This is a genomic window from Methylobacterium soli, assembly GCF_008806385.1.
GTDB classification, from domain to species: domain Bacteria; phylum Pseudomonadota; class Alphaproteobacteria; order Rhizobiales; family Beijerinckiaceae; genus Methylobacterium; species Methylobacterium soli.
The window spans coordinates 38,510-59,973 of the sequence record NZ_VZZK01000006.1 but is presented as its reverse complement, the minus strand read 5'-3'; the positions used below and the strand labels follow the sequence as shown (position 1 = coordinate 59,973).

General features: G+C 71.7%; 20 protein-coding genes. 13 read left to right on the top strand and 7 right to left on the bottom strand.

Going from position 1 to position 21,464, the window contains the following annotated elements:
* Positions 1-11: 11 nt before the first annotated feature.
* Positions 12-974 carry a polyprenyl synthetase family protein gene (locus F6X53_RS07435; RefSeq protein WP_150999013.1) on the bottom strand — a complete coding sequence of 321 codons (963 nt, stop codon included), beginning with the start codon at positions 972-974 and terminating at the stop codon, positions 12-14.
* 48 nt (positions 975-1,022) lie between these two features.
* Here F6X53_RS07435 and mtgA point away from each other — a divergent pair, with 48 nt between their 5' ends.
* Positions 1,023-1,793, top strand: a complete 771-nt coding sequence (gene mtgA, locus F6X53_RS07430) for a monofunctional biosynthetic peptidoglycan transglycosylase (protein ID WP_280526006.1) — start codon at positions 1,023-1,025, stop codon at positions 1,791-1,793.
* Positions 1,794-1,903: 110 nt separating this feature from the next.
* Positions 1,904-2,494 (top strand): hypothetical protein, encoded by a 591-nt coding sequence (locus F6X53_RS07425; RefSeq protein ID WP_150999007.1) that lies wholly within the window; start codon positions 1,904-1,906, stop codon positions 2,492-2,494.
* 47 nt (positions 2,495-2,541) lie between these two features.
* Here the strand turns inward: F6X53_RS07425 and F6X53_RS07420 are convergent, their stop codons facing one another.
* Positions 2,542-3,783, bottom strand: a complete 1,242-nt coding sequence (locus tag F6X53_RS07420) for an argininosuccinate synthase (protein ID WP_150999004.1) — start codon at positions 3,781-3,783, stop codon at positions 2,542-2,544.
* A 189-nt stretch (positions 3,784-3,972) separates the two neighbouring features.
* Between F6X53_RS07420 and F6X53_RS07415 the strand changes: the two genes are divergently transcribed.
* The 7 genes from F6X53_RS07415 (at position 3,973) to F6X53_RS07385 (ending at position 10,878) form a co-directional block, all read left to right on the top strand.
* A complete protein-coding gene (locus tag F6X53_RS07415; RefSeq protein WP_150999001.1) occupies positions 3,973-4,599 on the top strand; it encodes a 2-hydroxychromene-2-carboxylate isomerase in 627 nt (208 codons plus the stop codon).
* Between the two features lie 135 nt (positions 4,600-4,734).
* Positions 4,735-5,430, top strand: coding sequence for a DsbA family protein (locus tag F6X53_RS07410; RefSeq protein ID WP_150998998.1), 696 nt, complete (start codon positions 4,735-4,737; stop codon positions 5,428-5,430).
* Between the two features lie 276 nt (positions 5,431-5,706).
* Entirely contained in the window at positions 5,707-6,279 is a 573-nt protein-coding gene (locus tag F6X53_RS07405) for a F0F1 ATP synthase subunit delta (protein WP_150998995.1), read from the top strand.
* 65 nt (positions 6,280-6,344) lie between these two features.
* Complete coding sequence (gene atpA, locus F6X53_RS07400; RefSeq protein WP_150998992.1) at positions 6,345-7,874, top strand: F0F1 ATP synthase subunit alpha; 1,530 nt, start codon at positions 6,345-6,347, stop codon at positions 7,872-7,874.
* A gap of 95 nt (positions 7,875-7,969) precedes the next feature.
* A complete protein-coding gene (locus F6X53_RS07395) occupies positions 7,970-8,857 on the top strand; it encodes a F0F1 ATP synthase subunit gamma (RefSeq protein ID WP_150998989.1) in 888 nt (295 codons plus the stop codon).
* Positions 8,858-8,902: 45 nt separating this feature from the next.
* Positions 8,903-10,363, top strand: coding sequence for a F0F1 ATP synthase subunit beta (atpD, locus tag F6X53_RS07390; RefSeq protein WP_150998986.1), 1,461 nt, complete (start codon positions 8,903-8,905; stop codon positions 10,361-10,363).
* 113 nt (positions 10,364-10,476) lie between these two features.
* Entirely contained in the window at positions 10,477-10,878 is a 402-nt protein-coding gene (locus tag F6X53_RS07385) for a F0F1 ATP synthase subunit epsilon (protein ID WP_150998983.1), read from the top strand.
* Positions 10,879-10,935: 57 nt separating this feature from the next.
* On the opposite strand, the gene F6X53_RS07380 is transcribed toward F6X53_RS07385, so the two are convergent.
* The 5 genes from F6X53_RS07380 to F6X53_RS07360 are packed head-to-tail and all read right to left on the bottom strand — an operon-like array spanning position 10,936 to position 14,311.
* Positions 10,936-12,171, bottom strand: a complete 1,236-nt coding sequence (locus F6X53_RS07380; protein ID WP_150999337.1) for a CCA tRNA nucleotidyltransferase — start codon at positions 12,169-12,171, stop codon at positions 10,936-10,938.
* 38 nt (positions 12,172-12,209) lie between these two features.
* Positions 12,210-12,467, bottom strand: a complete 258-nt coding sequence (locus F6X53_RS07375) for a DUF6111 family protein (protein WP_150998980.1) — start codon at positions 12,465-12,467, stop codon at positions 12,210-12,212.
* Positions 12,468-12,505: 38 nt separating this feature from the next.
* Positions 12,506-13,177 (bottom strand): CoA pyrophosphatase, encoded by a 672-nt coding sequence (locus tag F6X53_RS07370; RefSeq protein WP_238296075.1) that lies wholly within the window; start codon positions 13,175-13,177, stop codon positions 12,506-12,508.
* Positions 13,174-13,758: a DUF1285 domain-containing protein gene (locus F6X53_RS07365; RefSeq protein ID WP_150998977.1), complete on the bottom strand. Its 585-nt coding sequence runs from the start codon at positions 13,756-13,758 to the stop codon at positions 13,174-13,176. The genes F6X53_RS07370 and F6X53_RS07365 overlap by 4 nt, the downstream gene beginning before the upstream one ends.
* Before the next feature lie 58 nt (positions 13,759-13,816).
* Entirely contained in the window at positions 13,817-14,311 is a 495-nt protein-coding gene (locus F6X53_RS07360; RefSeq protein ID WP_150998974.1) for a PaaI family thioesterase, read from the bottom strand.
* A 238-nt stretch (positions 14,312-14,549) separates the two neighbouring features.
* Here F6X53_RS07360 and F6X53_RS07355 point away from each other — a divergent pair, with 238 nt between their 5' ends.
* Genes F6X53_RS07355 through F6X53_RS07340 form a run of 4 tightly spaced genes read left to right on the top strand, consistent with a single transcriptional unit; the run spans position 14,550 to position 21,427 of the window.
* Positions 14,550-15,554 carry an AAA family ATPase gene (locus tag F6X53_RS07355; RefSeq protein ID WP_150998971.1) on the top strand — a complete coding sequence of 335 codons (1,005 nt, stop codon included), beginning with the start codon at positions 14,550-14,552 and terminating at the stop codon, positions 15,552-15,554.
* A gap of 3 nt (positions 15,555-15,557) precedes the next feature.
* On the top strand, positions 15,558-16,472 hold the full coding sequence (locus tag F6X53_RS07350) for a DUF58 domain-containing protein (RefSeq protein WP_150998968.1): 915 nt from the start codon (positions 15,558-15,560) through the stop codon (positions 16,470-16,472).
* Between the two features lie 10 nt (positions 16,473-16,482).
* Positions 16,483-19,314 (top strand): DUF4159 domain-containing protein, encoded by a 2,832-nt coding sequence (locus F6X53_RS07345; RefSeq protein WP_150998965.1) that lies wholly within the window; start codon positions 16,483-16,485, stop codon positions 19,312-19,314.
* Positions 19,315-19,345: 31 nt separating this feature from the next.
* Positions 19,346-21,427, top strand: coding sequence for a hypothetical protein (locus F6X53_RS07340; RefSeq protein ID WP_150998961.1), 2,082 nt, complete (start codon positions 19,346-19,348; stop codon positions 21,425-21,427).
* Positions 21,428-21,464 lie beyond the last annotated feature (37 nt).

The following is a 21,464-nucleotide window of genomic DNA, read 5'->3' as shown; positions in this document are numbered from 1 at the left end:
TCGGGCCGCGATCAGGCCTTGCGCGCCACCGTGAAGCGGGCGGCCTCGCGCAGGGTCTCGGCCCGCGCGCCCCAGCGCGACACCGCCTCCTCGCAGACGCCGACGAGGCGGTCGCACTCGGCGCGCGCGCCGTCGAGGCCGAGCCGGTCGACGAGGGTCGCCTTGCCGGCCTCCTTGTCCTTGCCGGTGGCCTTGCCCATCGCCTCGGGCGAGGCCTCGCGGTCGAGGATGTCGTCGGCGATCTGGAAGGCCTGGCCGAGGGCGAGGCCGTAGCGCAGCAGGGCCGCCCGCTCGTCCGCGCTGGCGCCGCCCACGATGGCGCCGGCATCGACCGAGAAGGCCAGGATGGCGCCGGTCTTCATCGCCTGGAGCTGCAGCGTGTCGTCGACCCCGAGGGAGACGGGGCCGAACCGGCCCTCCGCCCCGAGGTCGAGGAGCTGTCCGCCGACCATGCCGCCGAGGCCCGACGCCTTGGCGAGGCCGAGGACGAGGTCCGCCCGGATCGCTGCATCGGGCTGCCAGGCCGCATCGGCCAGGATCTCGAAGGCCAGGGTCTGGAGCGCGTCGCCGACCAGGATCGCGGTCGCCTCGTCATAGGCCTTGTGGACGGTCGGCTTGCCGCGGCGCAGGTCGTCGTTGTCCATGGCCGGCATGTCGTCGTGGACGAGGGAGTAGCAATGCACGAGCTCGATCGCGGACCCCGCCGCGAGGGCGCCGGCCTCCGAGCCGCCGAGCATCCGGGCCGCCTCGACCGCCAGGAAGGGGCGCAGCCGCTTGCCGCCGCCCAGAACCGCGTACCGCATCGCCTCCATCAGGCGCGGGGGGCGGGTGATCTCGCCGGCCTGCGTCTCGGGCGCGAGGCGATCGGCCAGGAACGCTTCCACCGCATCCGCCACCGCGGCAAGCTTGTGTGTAAAAGCATCCGCGGGGGCATCCGCCTTGACCGAAGCGTGGGAAGCTTGCGTTGAGGTCATCGAGGGACTCATCGAAACGTGGCCTTGGTCCGGAATGGAAGCGACGCGGTGCGCGGGGACGATCTCAGCCGGCAGCCGGACGGGGCCGGGCCGCCGCGCGCGGGCGAGCGGGGGCGTCCGCTGAAACGGGTGGCGCCGACGGGCCGGCGCTGGCGGCCGCGGCGGCTCGCCGGCCTGGTCCTGCTCCTCCCCATCGGGGTTGTGGTCCTCACGCTCATGCTGGCGCTCGTCTATAGCGCGGTGACGCCGCCCTCAACCCTGATGCTCGGACGATGGTTGACGGGCCAGCCCGTCCAGCGCACCGCCGTGGGCCTCGACGCCGTCTCGCCCTTCCTGGTGCAAGCCGTGATCGCCTCCGAGGATCAGCGCTTCTGCGCCCATGACGGCGTCGACTGGGCGGCGCTCCGCACGGTGGTGGACGATGAGGAGGGCCCGAGCCGCGGCGCCTCGACGATCACCATGCAGACGGTCAAGAACGTCTTCCTGTGGCCGGGCCGCTCCTACATCCGCAAGGCGCTGGAGATCCCGCTGGCGCTTCTCGCCGACGCGGTCTGGGGCAAGCGCCGGACCCTCGAGATCTACCTCAACGTCGCCGAGTGGGGGGAGGGGATCTACGGGGCGGAGGCCGCCGCCCGCCACTGGTTCCGCAAGGAGGCGCGCGACCTCAGCCGCGGCGAGGCGGCGCTCCTCGCCGCCACCCTGCCGAACCCGATCGCCCGCAGCGCCGGCAAACCCTCGCGCGGGGTGCGGGCCGCGGCGGGCCGCATCCAGAACCGCACCGGCCAGGTCGAGGGCCTGCTCGGCTGCCTCCGGCGCTGAGCCCGCCCACGCGCCGGCGGCGGCCGGTTTTCGGAGATGCGGCGGCCTGGGCGGGTTTCCGGCGCGCCGAAATCGGCTAGTGAGCCCCATCGGATCGCGGGACAGGTTTCATGAACGGGCAGGAGATTGACGTCACGCTGGAGCGGATCGCGCTGATTCGCCGCCTCGTCGTGGCGTGGAACGGGGAGGGGCAGGGCGCCCCGATCATCCATCCGGATGCGCCCTACGGCAGCACGGCCTGGGACGAGGACATCGCCAACGTCACGGGCGACGACGAGGGCGCGGAGGAGGAGCACCGGGCGGTCGGCGAGGCCCTCAAGGCCTTCGTGCGGCACGCGACCCTCAAGGCCGGCCGCTTCACCTACCACAACCCTCTGGAGAAGCTCGATCTCTCGGAGTTCGAGGACGTGTTCCGGGACGGCGGCCGCTCGCCGGCGCAGATCACCTTCGACGTCACGCCCGAGCACCTCGCCCTGATCCCGCATCTCGCGGTGATCTGGGATGAGGCCCGCGCCGTCCCGGCGGTCGAGGCCGCGCGGCCCTACGGGGGCGGCGCCGACCTCGCGGAGGCGATGGCCGGCCACCTCGGCATCGCGGCGGCGGGGGAGGAGGGCCGGCTCGACCGGCTCCACCACGAGATGCAGCCGGCCCTGCAGATCTTCCTGCGCTACGCCGACATCGCGCCGGGCCTCTACCGGTAGGGCGGCCCCGGCCGCGCGGCGTCCCGGAAGGCGCGCGCCGCCGGGCCTCAGGCGCCGCGCGTCTTCTTGCGCTGGGCGAGGGTGCGCAGGCGCAGGGCGTTGAGCTTGATGAAGCCCGCCGCGTCCCGGTGGTCATAGGCCACCGCGCCCTCCTCGAAGGTCACGAGGTCCTGGTCGTAGAGGGAGTTCGGGCTCTCGCGGCCGATGACGTGGACCCCGCCCTTGTAGAGCTTCAGCCGCACCGTCCCGGTCACCATCTCCTGGCTCTTGTCGATCAGGGCCTGCAGCATCTCGCGCTCGGGCGAGAACCAGAAGCCGTTATAGATCAGCTCGGCATATTGCGGCATCAGCGCGTCCTTGAGATGCGCCGCGCCGCGATCGAGGGTGATCGACTCGATGGCCCGGTGGGCCGGCAGCAGGATGGTGCCGCCCGGCGTCTCGTACATGCCGCGGCTCTTCATGCCGACGAAGCGATTCTCGACGAGATCGAGGCGGCCGATGCCGTTGTCGTGGCCGAGCTGGTTCAGTTTGGCCAGGAGCGTGGCGGGCGACAGCGCCTCGCCGTCGATCGAGACCGCGTCGCCCCGCTCGAAGCCGATCGTGATGACGGTCGGCTGGTCGGGCGCCTCCTCGGGGGAGAGGGTGCGCGAGTAGACGTAATCCGGCACCTCGTCGGCCGGGTTCTCCAGCACCTTGCCCTCGGAGGAGGCGTGCAGGAGGTTGGCGTCGACCGAGAACGGGCTCTCGCCGCGCTTGTCCTTGGCGATCGGGATCTGGTGCTGCTCCGCGAAGGCGATCAGCTGCTCGCGGCTCTTGAGGTCCCATTCGCGCCAGGGCGCGATGACGGTGACGTCGGGCTTGAGGGCGTAATAGCCAAGCTCGAACCGGACCTGGTCGTTCCCCTTGCCGGTGGCGCCGTGGCAGACCGCGTCGGCGCCGAGGCGCTCGGCGATCTCGATCTGCTTCTTGGCGATGAGGGGCCGGGCGATCGAGGTGCCGAGGAGATAGACGCCCTCGTACTGGGCATTGGCCCGGAACATCGGGAAGACGTAGTCCCGCACGAATTCCTCGCGCAGGTCCTCGATGAAGATGTTCTCGGGCTTGATCCCGAGAAGCTCGGCCTTGCGGCGCGCCGGCTCCAGCTCCTCGCCCTGCCCGAGATCGGCCGTGAACGTGATCACCTCGCAGCCATAGGTGGTCTGGAGCCACTTCAGGATGATCGAGGTGTCGAGGCCGCCCGAATAGGCGAGCACGACCTTCTGCACGGGCTTCTTGCTGGCGTCGGACATGGGATTCCGGGACTTCGCTTCGAGGGATCGCGGCGGCTTATCGCGGTGGCGGTTCACCTGCAACCGGCGTGCCGCATCGGGCGTTCGCCGAGAGGGGCACCGCGCCGTCCGTCGAGAGCCCGCCGCCATATCGCCGACACGGTGCGGCCCCAGACAGCACCCCCACACGCGTACCGGAGATTGCACGACATGGCACGTCGGCCGACCCTCGAATTCTGGTACGAGTTCGCCTCCACCTATTCCTACCTCGCCGCCATGCGGATCGAGGCGCTGGCGGAGGCGGCCGGGGTCGAGATCCGGTGGCGTCCCTTCCTGCTCGGGCCGATCTTCGCCGCGCAGGGCTGGAATTCCTCGCCCTTCAACATCTACCCGACCAAGGGCCGCAACATGTGGCGCGACCTCGAGCGCGAGGCGGCGCGCCTCGGCCTCGGGCCGGTGACGCGCCCCGCCTCGTTCCCGCAGAACAGCCTCAGCGCCACCCGGACCGCGACCTACGGGGCGGACCAGGACTGGCTGATCCCGTTCTCGAAATCCGTGTTCGAAGCCTCCTTCGCCCGGGGGCAGTCCATCGCCGAGCCGAACGCCGTCAGCCAGATCCTCGATCGCCTCGGCCTCGACGGCGTCCAGATCCTCAAGGCCGCCTCGAACGAGGCCAACAAGACGCGCCTGCGGGTCAATGGCGAGGAGGCGCGCTCGCGCGGCATCTTCGGGGCCCCGACCTTCCTGACGGATGACGGCGAGCTGTTCTGGGGCAACGACCGCCTGGAGCAGGCGCTGGCCTGGGCCGGCGGCGAGCGGCCCGGCTCGCTTCGCTGAGCCCACGGGGCTTCCTCGGCTGAGCCCGCGGGGCTTCCTCGGCTGAGCCGCCCGGGCTGTCTCGGCCCGGCCGAGCCTTTTCGTCCCGCCCGGTTCGGTTCTAGAACACGCCCCCGCCCATAGGACCGATCGCCGATGCTCCTCGACCGCCGCCGCTTCCTCGCCGTCTCGGCGGGCCTCGCCACGAGCCTCGGGACCGCCGGCCCCGCCGCGGCGCAGGGCTACGGGCAGGCCTTCGCGGTGACGGGCGACGAGGGGCGCCCGGTCGCCAACATGCGGCTTCCCGGCGAGATCACCGGCGAGATCCAGGCCCTGCGGGGCGTCACCTATCTGGGCCCGCGCGAGGCCGAGACGACCCTCTACGAGTTCTTCGACTTCAACTGCCCCTATTGCCGCAAGGCGGCGGCGGATGTCGCCTCGCTCGGCGCCAGCGACAGCGGCCTGCGCATCGGCCTTGTCCACAACCCGATCCTGTCGGTGCAATCGGCCCAGGCCGCGAAGGTGGCGCTCGCCGTCCAGCGCAAGCTCGGCTCGGCCGCGGCCTGGAGCCTATACGGGCAGCTGCTCGGCAAGCCCGGCCGCATCGACGGCCCGGGGGCCTTGGCGGCGGCGGCGGGCCTCGGCGTCCCGGCCGCCGAGATCGAGGCGATCGCCGACAGCGAGGAGGTGCGCCTCGCCCTCAAGAGCCATATGCGGATGGCGGCCGATCTCGGCCTCTACGCCACCCCGTCCTACGTGCTGGGCAATACCGGCATCCTCGGCCATCCGGGCGTGAACGCCCTCGCGAAGATGATCGCGGCCCTGCGCCGATGCGACCGGATCGCCTGCTGACGCGCCGGCCGCGGGAGTCCGGAATGCCTCACCTTCGCCACCGTTCCGCATCAGGCAACGCGGCCGCATCGGCTGCACCGCGTCGCAACACGGCGTCGGTCGCGTCGCCTTGCGCGCTCCGGGTTGCCATGCTAGGCGGTCGCCGCGTCGGCAAAGGGGTCCTTGGGGCTCCGGAACGCCGTCACATTCCCAATACCCACGGTCCCAGTGCCGAGCGCCGAGAACGGGCGCGGAACGGCCGGAACCACCGGGCAAGGACATAAGAGAGAGCGGCGGGTGGCGCAAAACGGTTCCGAAGCGGGTCCTCTGGTTGCAGGCGTAGCGGGCCGCTACGCATCCGCATTGTTCGAGCTGGCCCGCGACGAGCGGCAGGTCGACAGCGTCGCCGAGAACCTCGACCGTTTCGGCGCGCTCCTCAAGGAGAGCGCCGACCTGAGCCGCCTGGTGCGCAGTCCGGTCTTCACCGGCGAGGAGCAGGTCGCCGCCATCGGGGCCGTCCTCGAGAAGGCCGGCATCCAGGGTCTTGCCGCCAACTTCATCCGGCTCGCCGCGGCGAACCGCCGCCTGTTCGCGCTGCCGGACATGATCCGTGCCTTCCGCACCCTGGTGCGGGAATCGAAGGGCATCGTCCGCGCCGAGGTGCGCGTCGCCGAGAAGCCCTCCGACGCGGTGCTCGAGGAGATCCGCGCCTCCCTGCGCGACGTCGCCAAGTCCGAGATCGAGGTCGACCTCCAGGTCGATCCGAGCCTGATCGGCGGCCTCGTCGTCAAGATGGGCAGCCGCATGGTCGACGCGAGCCTGCGCACCAAGCTCAACGGAATCCGCCTTGCGATGCGGGAAGCCCGGTAAGCGCCGCAGGCGCCGACGCCGCTCCCGTCCCTGACAACACTCGTTTGCATTAAAGAGGCCCGACGATGGACATCCGCGCCGCCGAGATCTCCGCGATCCTGAAAGAGCAGATCAAGAACTTCGGCGAGGAAGCCGAGGTCACCGAGGTCGGCCAGGTCCTGTCCGTCGGCGACGGCATCGCCCGCGCCTACGGCCTCGACAACGTCCAGGCCGGCGAGATGGTCGAGTTCGAGTCGGGCGTGCGCGGCATGGCCCTGAACCTCGAGCAGGACAACGTCGGCATCGTGATCTTCGGCTCCGACCGCGAGATCAAGGAAGGCCAGACCGTCAAGCGCACCGGCGCGATCGTGGACGTTCCGGTCGGCAAGGCCCTTTTGGGCCGCGTCGTGGACGGCCTCGGCAACCCGATCGACGGCAAGGGCCCGATCGTGACCACGGAGCGCCGCCGCGTCGACGTGAAGGCGCCGGGCATCATCCCGCGCAAGTCCGTGCACGAGCCGATGGCCACCGGCCTCAAGGCGATCGACGCCCTGATCCCCGTCGGCCGCGGCCAGCGCGAGCTGATCATCGGCGACCGCCAGACCGGCAAGACCGCGATCGCCCTCGACACCATCCTCAACCAGAAGGCCGCCCACCAGGGCACCGACGAGAAGGCAAAACTCTACTGCGTCTACGTCGCCATCGGCCAGAAGCGCTCCACCGTCGCCCAGTTCGTGAAGGTGCTCGAGGACCAGGGCGCTCTGGAATACTCGATCGTCATCGCGGCGACCGCCTCCGACGCCGCGCCGATGCAGTTCATCGCGCCCTTCGCCGGCTGCGCCATGGGTGAGTATTTCCGCGACAACGGCATGCACGCCGTGATCGTGTACGACGATCTCTCGAAGCAGGCCGTGGCGTACCGCCAGATGTCGCTGCTGCTGCGCCGCCCGCCGGGCCGCGAGGCCTATCCGGGCGACGTGTTCTACCTCCACAGCCGCCTGCTCGAGCGCGCCGCCAAGATGGGTGACGCGGCCGGCAACGGTTCGCTCACCGCGCTCCCGGTCATTGAGACCCAGGCGAACGACGTCTCGGCCTACATTCCGACGAACGTCATCTCGATCACCGACGGGCAGATCTTCCTCGAGACCGACCTGTTTTACCAGGGCATCCGCCCGGCGGTGAATGTCGGCCTCTCGGTGTCGCGCGTCGGCTCGGCCGCGCAGACCAAGGCGATGAAGAAGGTCGCCGGCAAGATCAAGGGCGAGCTCGCGCAGTACCGCGAGATGGCCGCCTTCGCGCAGTTCGGCTCGGATCTCGACGCCTCGACCCAGCAGCTTTTGAACCGCGGCTCGCGGCTCACCGAGCTCCTGAAGCAGCCGCAATTCTCGCCGCTGAAGATGGAAGAGCAGGTCGCGGTGATCTATGCCGGCGTGAACGGCTACCTCGACAAGCTGCCGCTGGCCAAGGTCCGGCCCTTCGAGGACCAGCTCCTCTCGACGCTGCGCGCGAAGCACCAGGACCTCCTCGGCGCGATCCGCGACTCGAAGGACCTCTCCGACGAGAATGCCGGCAAGCTGAAGAGCGTCGTCGAGAGCGTGGCCAAGTCGGTCGCCTGAGCGGTCGTCCCGAGCCCGATCGATCATCGCGCCCGGGCGCCCGCCACGCGGGCGCCCGACCCTGAGCGGCCCGCGCCCCAGTTGGAAGTTCCCCGATGGCGAGTTTGAAGGATCTGCGCAACCGCATCACTTCGGTGAAGGCGACGCAGAAGATCACCAAGGCGATGCAGATGGTCGCCGCCGCGAAGCTGCGGCGCGCCCAGAACGCCGCCGAGAGCGCGCGGCCCTACGCCGAGAAGATGGCCTCGGTCCTCGGCAACCTCGCGGGGAACCTCGTGGGCGGCGTCGGCGCGCCGAAGCTGCTCTCGGGCACCGGCCAGGACCGCACCCACCTTCTCGTGGTCTGCACCGCCGACCGCGGCCTCTGCGGCGCCTTCAACTCCTCGATCGCCCGCCTCGCGCGCGATCACGCCAACCGCCTGATGGCGGAGGGCAAGACGGTGAAGATCTTCACCGTCGGCAAGAAGGGCCACGACATCCTGCGGCGCCAGTTCCGCCCGCAGATCATCGAGGCGATGGACATCCGCGGCAACAAGCCGGTGGATTACGAGTTCGCCGCCGAGATCGCCGAGAAGATCCTGGCGCGCTTCGACGCCGGCGAGTTCGACGTGGCGACGCTGTTCTACTCCGAGTTCCGCTCCGTCATCTCGCAGATCCCGACGGCCCAGAAGCTGATTCCGGCCGAGCTTCCCGAAGGGGCCGCGAGCACCACCGGCGCCCCGGCCGATTCCGCGCTCGAATTCGAGCCGAGCGAGGAGGCGATCCTGGCGACGCTGCTGCCGCGCAACCTCACTGTCCAGGTCTTCCGGGCGCTCCTGGAGAACGCGGCCTCCGAGCAGGGCTCGCGCATGGGCGCGATGGATTCCGCCACCCGCAACGCGGGTGAGATGATCAAGAAGCAGACGCTGATCTACAACCGCACGCGTCAGGCCATGATCACCAAGGAACTGATCGAGATCATTTCGGGCGCCGAGGCTCTCTAAAGTCTCCGGGCGCTCTGACCGCACACATCCGAAGGACGCAAGATCATGGCGAACACCGCTTCCCCCACCACCGCCGCCACCTCGGTCGGCCGCATCACGCAGGTCATCGGCCCGGTCGTCGACGTTCAGTTCGACGGCCACCTGCCGGAGATCCTCAACGCCCTCGAGACCAAGAACAACGGCGCCCGCCTCGTGCTGGAAGTCGCCCAGCAGCTCGGTGAGAACACCGTGCGCTGCGTCGCCATGGACACCTCCGAGGGCCTCGTCCGCGGCCAGACCGTCACCGACACTGGCGAGCCGATCAAGGTTCCGGTGGGCCCGAACACCCTCGGCCGCATCATGAACGTCATCGGCGAGCCGATCGACGAGGCCGGCCCGATCGAGGCCCAGAGCTTCCGCGCCATCCACCAGCCGGCGCCCTCCTACGCCGACCAGTCCACCGAGGCGCAGATCCTCGTCACGGGCATCAAGGTCGTCGACCTGCTGGCCCCCTACGCCAAGGGCGGCAAGATCGGCCTGTTCGGCGGCGCCGGCGTCGGCAAGACCGTGCTGATCATGGAGCTGATCAACAACATCGCGAAGGCCCACTCGGGCTACTCGGTGTTCGCCGGCGTCGGCGAGCGCACCCGCGAGGGCAACGATCTCTATCACGAGATGATCGAGTCCAAGGTGAACATGGACCCGAAGGAGAATAACGGCTCGGCCGAGGGCTCCAAATGCGCCCTCGTCTACGGCCAGATGAACGAGTCCCCCGGCGCCCGCTCGCGCGTCGCGCTGACCGGCCTGACCATCGCGGAAGATTTCCGCGACCAGGGACAGGACGTGCTGTTCTTCGTCGACAACATCTTCCGCTTCACGCAGGCCGGCTCCGAGGTCTCGGCGCTCCTCGGCCGCATCCCCTCGGCGGTGGGCTACCAGCCGACGCTCGCCACCGACATGGGCGCCCTGCAGGAGCGCATCACCACGACGAACAAGGGCTCGATCACCTCGGTCCAGGCCATCTACGTGCCGGCCGACGATCTGACCGACCCGGCGCCCGCCGCCTCGTTCGCCCACCTCGACGCCACGACCGTGCTGTCGCGCTCGATCGCCGAGAAGGGCATCTACCCGGCGGTGGATCCGCTCGACTCCACCTCGCGCATGCTCTCCCCGGCGATCCTGGGCGAGGAGCATTACGAGGTCGCCCGCCGCGTCCAGCAGACCCTGCAGCGCTACAAGGCGCTCCAGGATATCATCGCGATCCTGGGCATGGACGAGCTCTCGGAAGAGGACAAGCTGTCGGTGGCCCGCGCCCGCAAGATCGAGCGCTTCCTGAGCCAGCCCTTCCACGTGGCCGAGGTGTTCACGGGCTCGCCCGGCAAACTCGTCGCCCTCGAGGACACCATCAAGGGCTTCAAGGGCCTGGTGAACGGCGAGTTCGACGACCTTCCGGAGGCCGCCTTCTACATGGTCGGCACCATCGAGGAGGCCAAGGAGAAGGCCAAGAAGCTCTCGGCCGCCGCCTGACGGCCAAGCCTTCCTCCCCGCGCGGGGAGGGGGCAGAGGGGGATCGCCGATCCACCACACCTCCGGCTCCTCCCCGCAAGGGGGAGGAGAGCTTCTGAAGAGATCCCGATCCGATGGCCACCTTCCAGTTCGATTTCGTCGGTCCCGAGCGGACGCTGTATTCCGGCCAGGTCGAGGCCGTGCAGCTTCCGGGCACCGAGGGCGAGATGACCGTCCTGCCGGGCCACGCCCCGGTCCTGACCTCCCTCAAGGTCGGGGTCATCGTCGTCACCGAGCGCCAGAACAGCGGCAAGCGCATCCTGGTCCGCGGCGGCTTCGCCGATATCGGGCCGACCGGCGTGACCGTGATCGCCGAGCGCGCCGCGCCGATCGAGGAGGTCACCCCCGCCTCGATTGACCGGGACATCGAGGCCGCCGAGCTCCAGCGCGACGCGACCGAGGACCTGCAGAAGCGCGAGGATCTGAACGCCCAGATCACGCAGCTTCAGGAAACCAAGGCGACGCTGAACTTCTAGCGCTGACCGTCTCGCACCTGCGCCGGATCCGTCCGGCCTGAACCCGTCGGCCCCGCCTCAGGCGGAGCCGGCGGGTTTTTCGTGCGCGGCCTCGAGGGCGAGGGCGAGAAGCGCGGCGCGGGCCTGCGCATCCATCGGGCAGCCCCGCGCCAGCCAGACCTTGCGGGAAGCCGCCAGGGCCCGGCCGATCCGGGGACCGGGGGCGATCCCGCGGGCCACGAGATCGGCTCCCGTCACGGGGAAGACCGGCTTCTCGGCGGCGGGATCGAGCAGGCTTTCCAGCATCAGTCGCGCCTCCGGCGTCAGGGCCGGGCGCGGCTCACCGGCAAGGATCCGGATCGTGGCGGAGAGGATCGGCGCCCCGTGCTCGGCGACGAGCCCGCGCAGGGCCTCGACCCCGATCGTCCCGGCGTCGCGAAGTGCTCCCACCGCGCCCGCATGGGCGAGGAGGCGGGCATGCTCGGGATTCGACAGGCGCAGGGCCTCGCGCAAGCGGTCGGCATCGACCGCGCTCGCGACGCCGAGGGCCGCGAGGCGCTCGATCTCGGAGGCCCCGGCCGCGACCGCGCGCCCGAGCCGCCCGAGATCGCCGACCCCGCCGGTGAGGCGTCCCAGGAGCCCGGTCTCGCTCAGGGTCCCGACCGCGTCGACGGCCCCCCGCGCCATCAGGAGCTTCAGCAATTCCGTCCGCACCCGCTCGCGGGAGAGGCCGTCGAGGCTGTCGCGGGCCCGGATGCAGGCGGCGAGCCCGTCCGGATCGGGCGCGCCCGCGCCGTAACGGGCGTGGAAGCGGAAGAAGCGCAGGATCCGCAGGGCATCCTCGCGGATCCGGGTGGCGGGCTCGCCGATGAAGCGCACCCGCCGCGCCGCCAGGTCGGCGACCCCGCCCGTGGTGTCGTGCAGCCGGCCATCGGCCCCGACCGAGAGGGCGTTGATGGTGAAGTCGCGCCGCTCGGCATCCCGCGCGAAGTCGCGGCCGAAGCGCACCACCGCATGCCGCCCGTCGGTCTCGATGTCCTCGCGCAGGGTCGTGACCTCGAAGACCTCGCCGGCGACCAGCACCGTGATGGTGCCGTGCTCGATCCCGGTCGGGATCGCCCTGAGGCCCGCGGCCGTGGCGCGCGCGCGGGTCGCCTCGGGCAGGAGGGTGGTGGCGAGATCGATATCCGAGACCGACCGCCCCAGGAGCGCGTCGCGGACGCAGCCGCCGACGAGCCGGGTCTCCTCGCCGGGCCCGTCGAGGGCGGCCAGGAGCGCCACGACCTCAGGACGCGAGCGAAGCCGCTCGAGCATCGCCCGGTCGAGCGCGGCGGGATCGGATTCACGCGCCGTCACCGGAACTGGCCCGGAACCAGGCGCCCGTTCTCCATATGCGCCGGCACGTAGCCGTCCGGATGGCGCTCCGAGAACAGGCCGGTGAGCACCAGCGAGGCGATCACGATGCCGAGGCCCGCCAGGACGAGCCGGAAGAGCTGCGCGTCCCAGTGCACCCGCTGCAGCGGGTTGCGGCCGACGAGCAAGAGGTAGCCGAAGAACAGCACGAAGGGCACGAGGAAGAGGGCCAGCTCCTCCAGAACACGACGCAGCATGAGACCCGATTCATTGGCCAGGGCGGTCGAGCCGCCGCTCACTCAGATAGACGTTCGTAGAGATTGTGCAGGATGCCGGCGGTGACACCCCAGATCAGCTTCTCGCCGAACGGGACGGCGTAGAAATACCGGACCCGTCCCTGCCAGGGACGGGATTTCAGGTGGTACTGCGCCGGGTCCATCAGATGCGCCAGCGGCACCTCGAAGATCTCCGCGACCTCCTCCGGGTTCGGCGCGAGCGCGAGCGGGCCCTCGACCAGCCCGATCACCGGAATCACCAGGAACCCGGTGGCCGAGAGATAGGGGTCGAGATAGCCGAGGAGGCGCACGGCGGTGGGCGCCAGCCCGATCTCCTCCTCGGCCTCCCGCAGGGCGGCCGCGAGGGGCGAGGGGTCGGCCGGGTCGATCTTGCCCCCCGGGAAGGCGACCTGGCCCGAATGGTCGCGCAGGTGCAGGGCGCGCTTGGTCAAGAGCACGAACAGGCCGTCGTCGCGGGCGACGATGGGCACCAGCACGGCGGCCTGCCGGTGCGGGAGGGGCGGGGCGACGGCGCTCCCGGCCGGGTCGAGGCTGTGGTCGCCGCCCGGATTCGAGAGCGGGCCCCCGGGGCCGGGCGGAGCGGCGGAGAGGCGGGACGCCCGCGCCAGGAAATCCGCGAGAGCGTCGGGCGCCGGCGCGCGCGGCTGCATCGCCGCATGGGCCGCGCTCATGCGGCCTCGGCCGGGGCGATGGGGTGGAAGCTGCCGGCCGCCGCGAGGCCGAACCAGCGCGCGCCGTCGATCTCGCGCTCCTCGCCCATCTCCGCGAGATCGTAGGCGAGCGCCCGCGTGAGCAGCGCCCAGAGGCCCCGGCGCACGTGGATATAGGGGCGGAACCCACCCTCCCGATCCTCCTCGAAGCGCAGCGCGTGCTCCGCGTCGAGGGGCACGAGGTCGTCCGCATTGGTCCGGAAGGCGATGCGGCGGGCCTCGCCGGTTCCCTCGACCGCCATCTCGACGGCCACGAAGGGGGCGTCCTCCACCTGGATCCCGACGCTCTCCACCGGGGTCACCAGGACCATGCGGCCATCGGGCTCGCGCCGCAGGATCGTGGCGAAGAGCTTCACCAAGGCCGGCCGGCGGATCGGCGCGCCGTTGTGGAACCAGGTTCCGTCGGCGGCGATCCGCATGTCGATCTCGCCGCAATAGGGCGGGTTCCAGGCCTCCAAGGGCGGCAGGCCGCGCTTGGGCAGATCGCCGAGCGCCGCGCTGAGGCGCGCCAGGGTCGGGTCGGGAGCATCAGGGTCCGTCATGAGCGCATCAGATAGCGCTGCGGGCCGTCTTGCAAACGGCCCGACAACCCGGCCCGCCTCACGCGACGGGCCTGCGACGCAGGATCTTCCAGACGCCCGTGGCGGTGCCGACGAGGCGGTCCCCGGCCGTCAGTTCGGCCCGCATGAACACCAGCGAGCCGGTCCGCTGGGTGACCTGCGGGCGCGCAACGATCCAGTCGCCGATCCGGCCAGCGCCGATGAAGTGCATCTGCATCTCGATGGTGACGCAATTGGCCCCGTCGGCCGCCGCCATGGCGGTGACCCCGAGCGCCCGGTCGGCGAAGGTCATCAGCATCCCGCCCTGCACGACGCCGATCAGGTTCCGGTGCTTTCCCTCGGCCGCGAAGGCGTAGGCCCCGTCCGAGGCGCGGAGATAGATCGGCCCGACGAGGTCGACGAAGCCGCAATCGGGCACGACGGCCCAGCCCTCCCGGGCCGGGTCGGCGGGCGGCGTCGCGCCGGCGCGCGTTCGGTCAGCAAGGGCTTGGTCAGAAAGGGCTCGCTCAGCGAGGGCTTGTTCGGACACGGGCATGGCCCCTCGTTAGGGCGGCGCCGGGCCGCGATCAACACGGGCACCAGGGAGCCGCCGGGTGCCCCGCCCAAGGGCGCGAGAGGCCTGCGGCGACACCGACCTTGCCAGCCCGCCTCAAAGGACGCCACACTCAGCCCCTTGCCGCCCCTTCGATCGTTCGCTCGGGCGCAACCTCGGGCGCGGCCTATCAACCTCGGGCGCGGCCCATCTTGGCCGCGACAAACGGGACACGATACGCATGACGCAGGGCTCCGCCCCGGCCACCAGCCTCGACGACGGCATCGTCGCGGCCGCAGAAGCCTGCCTCACCGCGGTGGGCCGCGCCCGCGAGGCGATCCACGGGGTCATCTTCGGCCAGGAGCAGGTCGTCGACCTCGCCCTCGTGACGATCCTGGCCGGCGGGCACGGGCTCCTGGTCGGCCTGCCCGGCCTCGCCAAGACGAAGCTCGTCGAGACCCTCGGCACCGTGCTGGGCCTCGATGCGCGCCGGGTGCAGTTCACCCCGGATTTGATGCCCTCGGACATCCTCGGCACCGAGATCCTCGACGAGGATGCGGAGCGCCGCCGCTCTTTCCGCTTCGTGAAGGGCCCGGTCTTCACCCAGCTCCTGATGGCCGACGAGATCAACCGGGCGAGCCCGCGCACCCAATCGGCTTTGCTCCAGGCGATGCAGGAGCATTTCGTCTCGGTGGCGGGCGAGCGCCACGACCTGCCGCGCCCCTTCCACGTGCTGGCGACCCAGAACCCGATCGAGCAGGAGGGCACCTACCCGCTGCCCGAGGCGCAGCTCGACCGCTTCCTCCTCGAGATCGATGTCGGCTATCCCGACCGGGCGGCCGAGCGCCGCATCCTGATCGAGACGACCGGCGTCGAGGAGCAACGCGCCAAATCCGTGATGAGCACGGACGACCTCCTCACCGCGCAGCGCCTCGTGCGGCGGCTGCCCGTCGGCGAGGCGGTGGTCGATGCGATCCTCGACCTCGTGCGCTCGGCCCGCCCCGAGAGCGGCGATCCCCTCGTGAAGGGCAAGCTGCTCTGGGGCCCGGGCCCCCGCGCCAGCCAGGCGCTGACCTTGGCGGTGCGCGCCCGCGCCCTGATCGAGGGCCGCGTCGCCCCTTCGATCACCGACGTGAAGGCCCTGGCCGAGCCGGTCCTGAAGCACCGCATGGCCCTGAGCTTCGCGGCGCGCGCCGATGGCGAGACCGTGCCGGGGCTGATCAAGCAGCTCGCGGGCAAGCTCTAGCGGATGGCCGCCGCGCGAATCTCCGCAGCCACCGAGCGCGCGCCCGGCCGGCGCGAGACCGAGAGCGCCCTCTCGCTGGCCGAGCGGATGCCGCGCCTCGTCCTCGAGGCGCGGCGCGTCTCGACCACCCTGGCGCACGGGCTGCACGGCCGCCGCCGCGCGGGGCCCGGGGAGAGCTTCTGGCAGTTCCGCCCCTTCGTCACCGGGGAGGCGGCCGCGCGCATCGACTGGCGTCGCTCCGCCCGGGATGACCGGCTCTACGTGCGCGAGCGCGAGTGGGAGGCCGCCCACAACATCTGGTTCTGGATCGACCGCTCCGCCTCGATGGGCTTCGCCTCGGACCTCGCGCTCGCCCCGAAGGTCGAGCGCGCGCTCGTCCTCGGCCTCGCTTTGGCCGACACCCTGGTCGAAGGCGGCGAGCGGACGGGGCTCCTCGGCCTCACCCGCGCGACGGCCTCGCGCCGGATCGTCGAGACGATGGCGCAGGCGCTTATCGGCGATGCCGCCGGCCTCGAAGCGGACCTGCCCCCCCGCGCCGCGCCCGGCCGGTTCGACGAGGCCATCCTGATCAGCGATTTCCTGTCGCCGCTGGAGGCGGTCGCGGGCGCCGTGCGCAGCCTCGCGGGGCAGGGCACGCGCGGCCACCTCGTGGTCGTCGTCGACCCCGTTGAGGAGACCTTCCCGTTCGCGGGCCAGGCCGTGCTGCACGATCTCGAATCGCGCCTCAGCCTCGATGTCGGCGATGCGGCCGCCTGGGGCGAGGTCTACCGCACCCGGATCGCCGCGCACCGCGCGGGCCTCGCGGAAATCACCCGCAACCAGGGCTGGACGCTGACCCTGCACCGCACCGACCGGCCGGCGAGCGAGGCGGCGCTTCGCCTCCTCACCCTCGTCTCCGCCGCCCGCGGCACCGGCTGAGGAGGGCGACGTGCTCGGACCGCTGACCTTCGCCGCCCCCTTCGCGCTCGCCGCGCTGATCGCCCTGCCGGCCCTGTGGTTCCTGCTGCGGGTGACCCCGCCGCGCGCCCGCCGGATCGACTTCCCGCCGCTGAAGCTCGTGGCGGACCTGCTGCCGCAGCGCGAGACCCCGGCGCGCACGCCGCCCTGGCTCCTGATCCTGCGCATGCTCGCCGCCGCCGCCCTGATCCTGGCGGTGTCGGGCCCGGTCTGGAATCCGGCCGGGATCGGCGCGTCGGGCGGGCGCACGCCGCTCCTCGTCCTGATCGACAACGGCTTCGCGGCCGCGAATGACTGGCGCGCGCGCATGCGGGTCGCGGTCGACGCCATCGAGGGGGCGGCCCGCGACGGGCGGCCGGTCGCGCTCCTGCCGACGGCCGATCCGGCGGCAGCCTTCGAGGCCAAGACCCCGGCCGCCGCCCTGGAGCGGCTCCGCGCCGTCGCGCCACGGCCCCATCTCGGCGACCGGGGCGTGCACCTGTCCGCGATCGCGAGCTTCCTCGAACGCGTGCCGGGCGCCGCCCTGATCTGGATCAGCGACGGCGTCTCCGGGACCGGGGAGGGCGGCTTCGCCAAGGACCTCGAAGCGCTCGCCACGAAGCACGGGGCGGCGCTCACGATCCTCAAGGCCGATCAGCCCCCGGCCCTGGCGATCACCGGGGCGGAATCCGGCGGGCGCCTGACCGCGCATGTCCTGCGCGCGGGCCCGAACGGCCGCGACACCGGCCTCGTCCGGGCCCTCGACCAGAAAGGCCTGCCGCTGGCCGAGCACGATTTCCGCTTCGCCGCCGGCGCCACCGAGGGCGAGATCGGCTTCGACCTGCCGGTGGAGCTGCGCAACAGCATCGCCCGCCTGGAGATCGCCGGCGAGCGCTCGGCCGGCGCCGTGACCCTGATGGATGAGCGCGGCAAGCGCCGCCGGGTCGGGCTCGTCTTCGGGGGCACCAGCGACCAGGCCCAGCCGCTGCTGGCGCCGACCTACTACCTGGCCAAGGCGCTGACGCCGTTCGCCGACGTGCAGGAGCCGCGCGGCGCCAAGGGCATCGCCGAGTCGATCGCGCAGCTCCTCGACAATCAGGTCTCGGTGCTGGTGCTCGCCGATGTCGGGGCGCTGGACGAGCAGACCCGCGCGCGGGTGACGGCGTTCGTCGATGCGGGCGGCCTGCTCCTGCGCTTCGCCGGCCCGCGCCTCGCCGCCGGCAACGATCCTCTGGTGCCGGTGCGCCTGCGCCGAGGCGGCCGGACGCTCGGCGGCACCCTGTCCTGGGACAGCCCCAAGACGCTGGCGGCCTTCGCGCCCGAGAGCCCCTTCGCCGGGCTGGTGCCGCCGGCCGATATCGGCGTGCGCCGCCAGATCCTGGCGGAGCCTGACGGCGACCTGCCGAGCCGGACCTGGGCCTCGCTGCAGGATGGCACGCCCATCGTCACCGCCGAGAAGCGGGGCCAGGGGCTGGTGGTCCTGTTCCACGTCACCGCCGACACCACGTGGTCGAACCTGCCGCTGTCGGGGCTCTTCATCGACATGCTGCGTCGGGTCGTGGGCCTTGCCGGAAGCGCCGCGGCGCCGGTCACCGAGGGCGGTCCGCGCCCTGCCGCCGCGATCCTCGCCCCGCGCCTCACCCTCGACGGCTTCGGGGCCCTGGGCAGCCCGCCCGCCGGCGCCACCGCGGTCTCGGCCGATTACGGCGACCGGGCGACGCATGACCACCCGCCGGGCTTCTACGGACCGGCCGACGGCGGCATCGCCGTCAACGCGCTGAAGCCCGACGACCGCCTCAAGGCCCTCGACCTCGCGAGCCTCGCGGGCGCCCGGATCGGCTCGCTCGCGGGGGCCGAGACCCTTGACCTGCGCGCCTTCCTCTTCACCCTTGCGTTGATGCTGCTCATCCTCGACACGCTGGCCGGCCTCTGGCTCGGCGGCTTCCTGAGCCGGTCCTCCGGCGGCCTGATCGGGCGCCTCGGCAGCCGGGGCGCGGCGCTCGCCCTCGCGGTGACGGCGCTCGCCGCCCTCATCGGCCCCGGCCCGGCCCGGGCGGAGGAGCCCCCGGCCAACCGCCCCAACGGCTTCGAATCGGCCCTGGTGACGCGCCTCGCCTACGTGATCACGGGCGATGCCGCGATCGACGAGGCGAGCCGGGCCGGGCTCACCGGCCTGACGCAGATGCTCGCCACCCGCACGGCCCTGGAGCCCGGCGAGCCGGCCGGCCTCGACCCGACCAAGGACGAGCTCGCCTTCTACCCGCTGATCTACTGGCCGATCGCGCCGGGCCGCCCGCAGCCGAGCGAGGCCGCGATCCGGCGCATCGACGCCTTCATGCGCAACGGCGGCACGGTCCTGTTCGATACCCGCGACGGGCTGACCGCCCGCCCGGGCGCGCCCCCGACACCGGAAGCCGCCTATCTGCGCAAGATGCTGAGCACCCTCGAAGTGCCGGAATTGGAGCCGGTGCCGATCGACCACGTCCTGACCAAGGCCTTCTACCTCGTCGACACCTTCCCGGGCCGCTACGCCACGGGCCAGACCTGGGTGGAGGCGCTGCCCCCCGCCGCGGAGGGCGCGGAGCGCCGCCCCGCGCGGGCCGGCGACGGCGTCAGCCCGATCCTGATCACGAGCAACGACCTCGCCGCCGCCTGGGCGGTCGGGCGGCGGGGCGAGGCGCTCTATCCCGTGGTCGGCGGCGACCAGCGCCAGCGCGAGATGGCCTTCCGCGGCGGCATCAACATCGTGATGTACACGCTCACCGGGAACTACAAGGCCGATCAGGTCCACGTGCCGGCCCTCCTGGAGCGCCTCGGCCAATGATTCCGCTCATGCCCGCCGAGGCCGCATTCCCATGCTGAGCCTGAGCTTCACCCCGCTCCTGCCCTGGCCGGCCATCGCGGCCTTCGCGGTGCTGGTCGCGCTGTTCATCGTCCTCGCCTTCGTGGCCCGGGGCCGCACGGCCTTCCTGCGCGCCCTGGTTCTGGCACTGGTGCTCGCGGCCATCGCCAACCCCTCGCTCGTGCGCGAGGATCGCGAGCCCGTGAAGGACATCGCCGCCGTGGTGGTGGACCGCTCGGGCTCGCAGGCCCTCGGCGACCGCCCGGCCATGACCGATCAGGTGCGGGCCGAATTGCAGCGCCGCTTCGGCGCGCTCACCAACATCGAGCCGCGCTTCATCGACGTGCCGGATTCCCGCGACGGCGACGACGGCACGAAGCTGTTCACGGCCCTGTCCCAGGCGCTGGCCGACGTGCCGCCCGAGCGGCTCGCGGGCGTCGTGATGCTCACCGACGGCGTCGTGCACGACATCCCGCCGACGCTCGCGGCGCTCGGCATCAAGGCGCCCCTCCACGTCCTGGTGACGGGCCATGCCGACGAGCGCGACCGGCAGATCAGGCTGCTCGAAGCCCCCCGCTTCGGCATCGTCGGGCGCGACCTGACGATCCGCGCCGAGGTGATGGAGCGCGGCGGCACCGGCAACGCGGTCGTCACCGTGCGCCGCGACGGCGAGCAGATCGGGCGGCGCAGCTTCCCCACCGGACAGCCCTTCAGCCTGACCACCAAGATCGAGCATGGCGGGCCCAACGTCGTGGAGATCGAGGTGGAGCCGCTTCCGGGCGAGCTCACCACGGTCAACAACCGCGCCGTGCTGCCGATCGAGGGCATCCGCGAGAAGCTCCGAGTGCTGCTCGTCTCGGGCGAGCCGCACCAGGGCGAGCGCACCTGGCGCAACCTCCTGAAATCCGACGCCAATGTCGACCTCGTGCACTTCACCATCCTGCGCCCGCCCGAGAAGCAGGACGGCACACCGATCTCGGAGCTCTCCCTGATCGCCTTTCCGACGCGCGAGCTGTTCGTCCAGAAGATCAAGGATTTCGACCTCATCATCTTCGATCGCTACGCCAACCAGAGCGTGCTGCCCTCGGCCTATTTCGACAACATCGTCCGCTACGTTCAGGACGGCGGCGCGCTGCTGATCGCGGCGGGGCCGGAATTCGCCTCGTCGGCGAGCCTCGCGCGCACGCGCCTGTCCTCGATCCTCCCGGGCGATCCGAACGGGCGCGTGGTCGAGCGGCCCTACAAGGCGACGCTCACGGGCACGGGCGCGCGCCATCCCGTCACCCGGGCCCTGCCGGGCTCGGAGGCGACGCCCCCCGCCTGGGGCGACTGGCTGCGCATCGTCTCGGCCCAGACCCGGCCCGGCATCCAGCCGATCCTGTCGGGCGCCAACAACCTGCCGCTCCTGGCGCTCTCCCGCGAGGAGAAGGGCCGGGTGGCCCTGCTGCTGTCCGACCATGCCTGGCTCTGGGCCCGCGGCTACCAGGAGGGCGGCCCCTATCTCGACCTGCTGCGCCGCCTTGCGCATTGGCTGATGAAGGAGCCGGCCCTCGAGGAGGAGGCGTTGCGCGCCCAGATGACGGGCCATGGGCGCGAGGTCCGGGTCGAGCGCCAGACCATGGCGGACAGCGCCGAGCCCGTCACCGTCACGGGCCCGACCGGCACCAGCCGGACCCTGACCCTCAGCCAGACGGAGCCCGGCCAGTTCTCCGCCACCTTCGAGGCGAGCGAGCTCGGCCTCCACACCCTGCGCTCGGGCAGCCTCGTGGCCTTCGTCAGCGTCGGGCCGGCCAATCCGCGCGAGCTCTCGGACGTGTTCAGCGACACCGAGCGGATGAAGGCCCTGAGCGAGGCGACGGGCGGCTCGATCCGCCGGGTCGCGGATTCCGGCGGCACGGTCGTGCCGCGCCTGCAGAGCGTGCGCAGCGGCCGCCTCGGCGGTGCCGACTGGATCGGCTTCCGCCCGAGCGACAGCGCCAACATCCGGGGCGTCGAGGTCTACCCGCTGGCGCTCGGCCTCGCGGCCCTCGCCGCGCTCGCGGCCGCGGTGCTGGCCATGTGGCTGGTGGAGGGGCGCCGGGGCCGGATGGCGTAGGGCGCCCCGTCGCGGATGTGGCGTAGGCTCGGCCCCC

Bases quoted from the DNA above. Each gene is read 5' to 3' on its own strand.
- F6X53_RS07435 (WP_150999013.1), bottom strand. From the start codon at position 974: ATGACCTCAACGCAAGCTTCCCACGCTTCGGTCAAGGCGGATGCCCCC.
- F6X53_RS07370 (WP_238296075.1), bottom strand. From the start codon at position 13,177: ATGAGCGCGGCCCATGCGGCGATGCAGCCGCGCGCGCCGGCGCCCGAC.
- F6X53_RS07380 (WP_150999337.1), bottom strand. From the start codon at position 12,171: ATGCTCGAGCGGCTTCGCTCGCGTCCTGAGGTCGTGGCGCTCCTGGCC.
- F6X53_RS07395 (WP_150998989.1), top strand. From the start codon at position 7,970: ATGGCGAGTTTGAAGGATCTGCGCAACCGCATCACTTCGGTGAAGGCG.
- F6X53_RS07350 (WP_150998968.1), top strand. From the start codon at position 15,558: ATGGCCGCCGCGCGAATCTCCGCAGCCACCGAGCGCGCGCCCGGCCGG.
- F6X53_RS07415 (WP_150999001.1), top strand. From the start codon at position 3,973: ATGGCACGTCGGCCGACCCTCGAATTCTGGTACGAGTTCGCCTCCACC.
- F6X53_RS07355 (WP_150998971.1), top strand. From the start codon at position 14,550: ATGACGCAGGGCTCCGCCCCGGCCACCAGCCTCGACGACGGCATCGTC.
- F6X53_RS07340 (WP_150998961.1), top strand. From the start codon at position 19,346: ATGCTGAGCCTGAGCTTCACCCCGCTCCTGCCCTGGCCGGCCATCGCG.
- atpA (WP_150998992.1), top strand. From the start codon at position 6,345: ATGGACATCCGCGCCGCCGAGATCTCCGCGATCCTGAAAGAGCAGATC.
- F6X53_RS07425 (WP_150999007.1), top strand. From the start codon at position 1,904: ATGAACGGGCAGGAGATTGACGTCACGCTGGAGCGGATCGCGCTGATT.
- atpD (WP_150998986.1), top strand. From the start codon at position 8,903: ATGGCGAACACCGCTTCCCCCACCACCGCCGCCACCTCGGTCGGCCGC.
- F6X53_RS07420 (WP_150999004.1), bottom strand. From the start codon at position 3,783: ATGTCCGACGCCAGCAAGAAGCCCGTGCAGAAGGTCGTGCTCGCCTAT.
- F6X53_RS07385 (WP_150998983.1), top strand. From the start codon at position 10,477: ATGGCCACCTTCCAGTTCGATTTCGTCGGTCCCGAGCGGACGCTGTAT.
- F6X53_RS07375 (WP_150998980.1), bottom strand. From the start codon at position 12,467: ATGCTGCGTCGTGTTCTGGAGGAGCTGGCCCTCTTCCTCGTGCCCTTC.
- F6X53_RS07410 (WP_150998998.1), top strand. From the start codon at position 4,735: ATGCTCCTCGACCGCCGCCGCTTCCTCGCCGTCTCGGCGGGCCTCGCC.
- F6X53_RS07360 (WP_150998974.1), bottom strand. From the start codon at position 14,311: ATGCCCGTGTCCGAACAAGCCCTCGCTGAGCGAGCCCTTTCTGACCAA.
- F6X53_RS07365 (WP_150998977.1), bottom strand. From the start codon at position 13,758: ATGACGGACCCTGATGCTCCCGACCCGACCCTGGCGCGCCTCAGCGCG.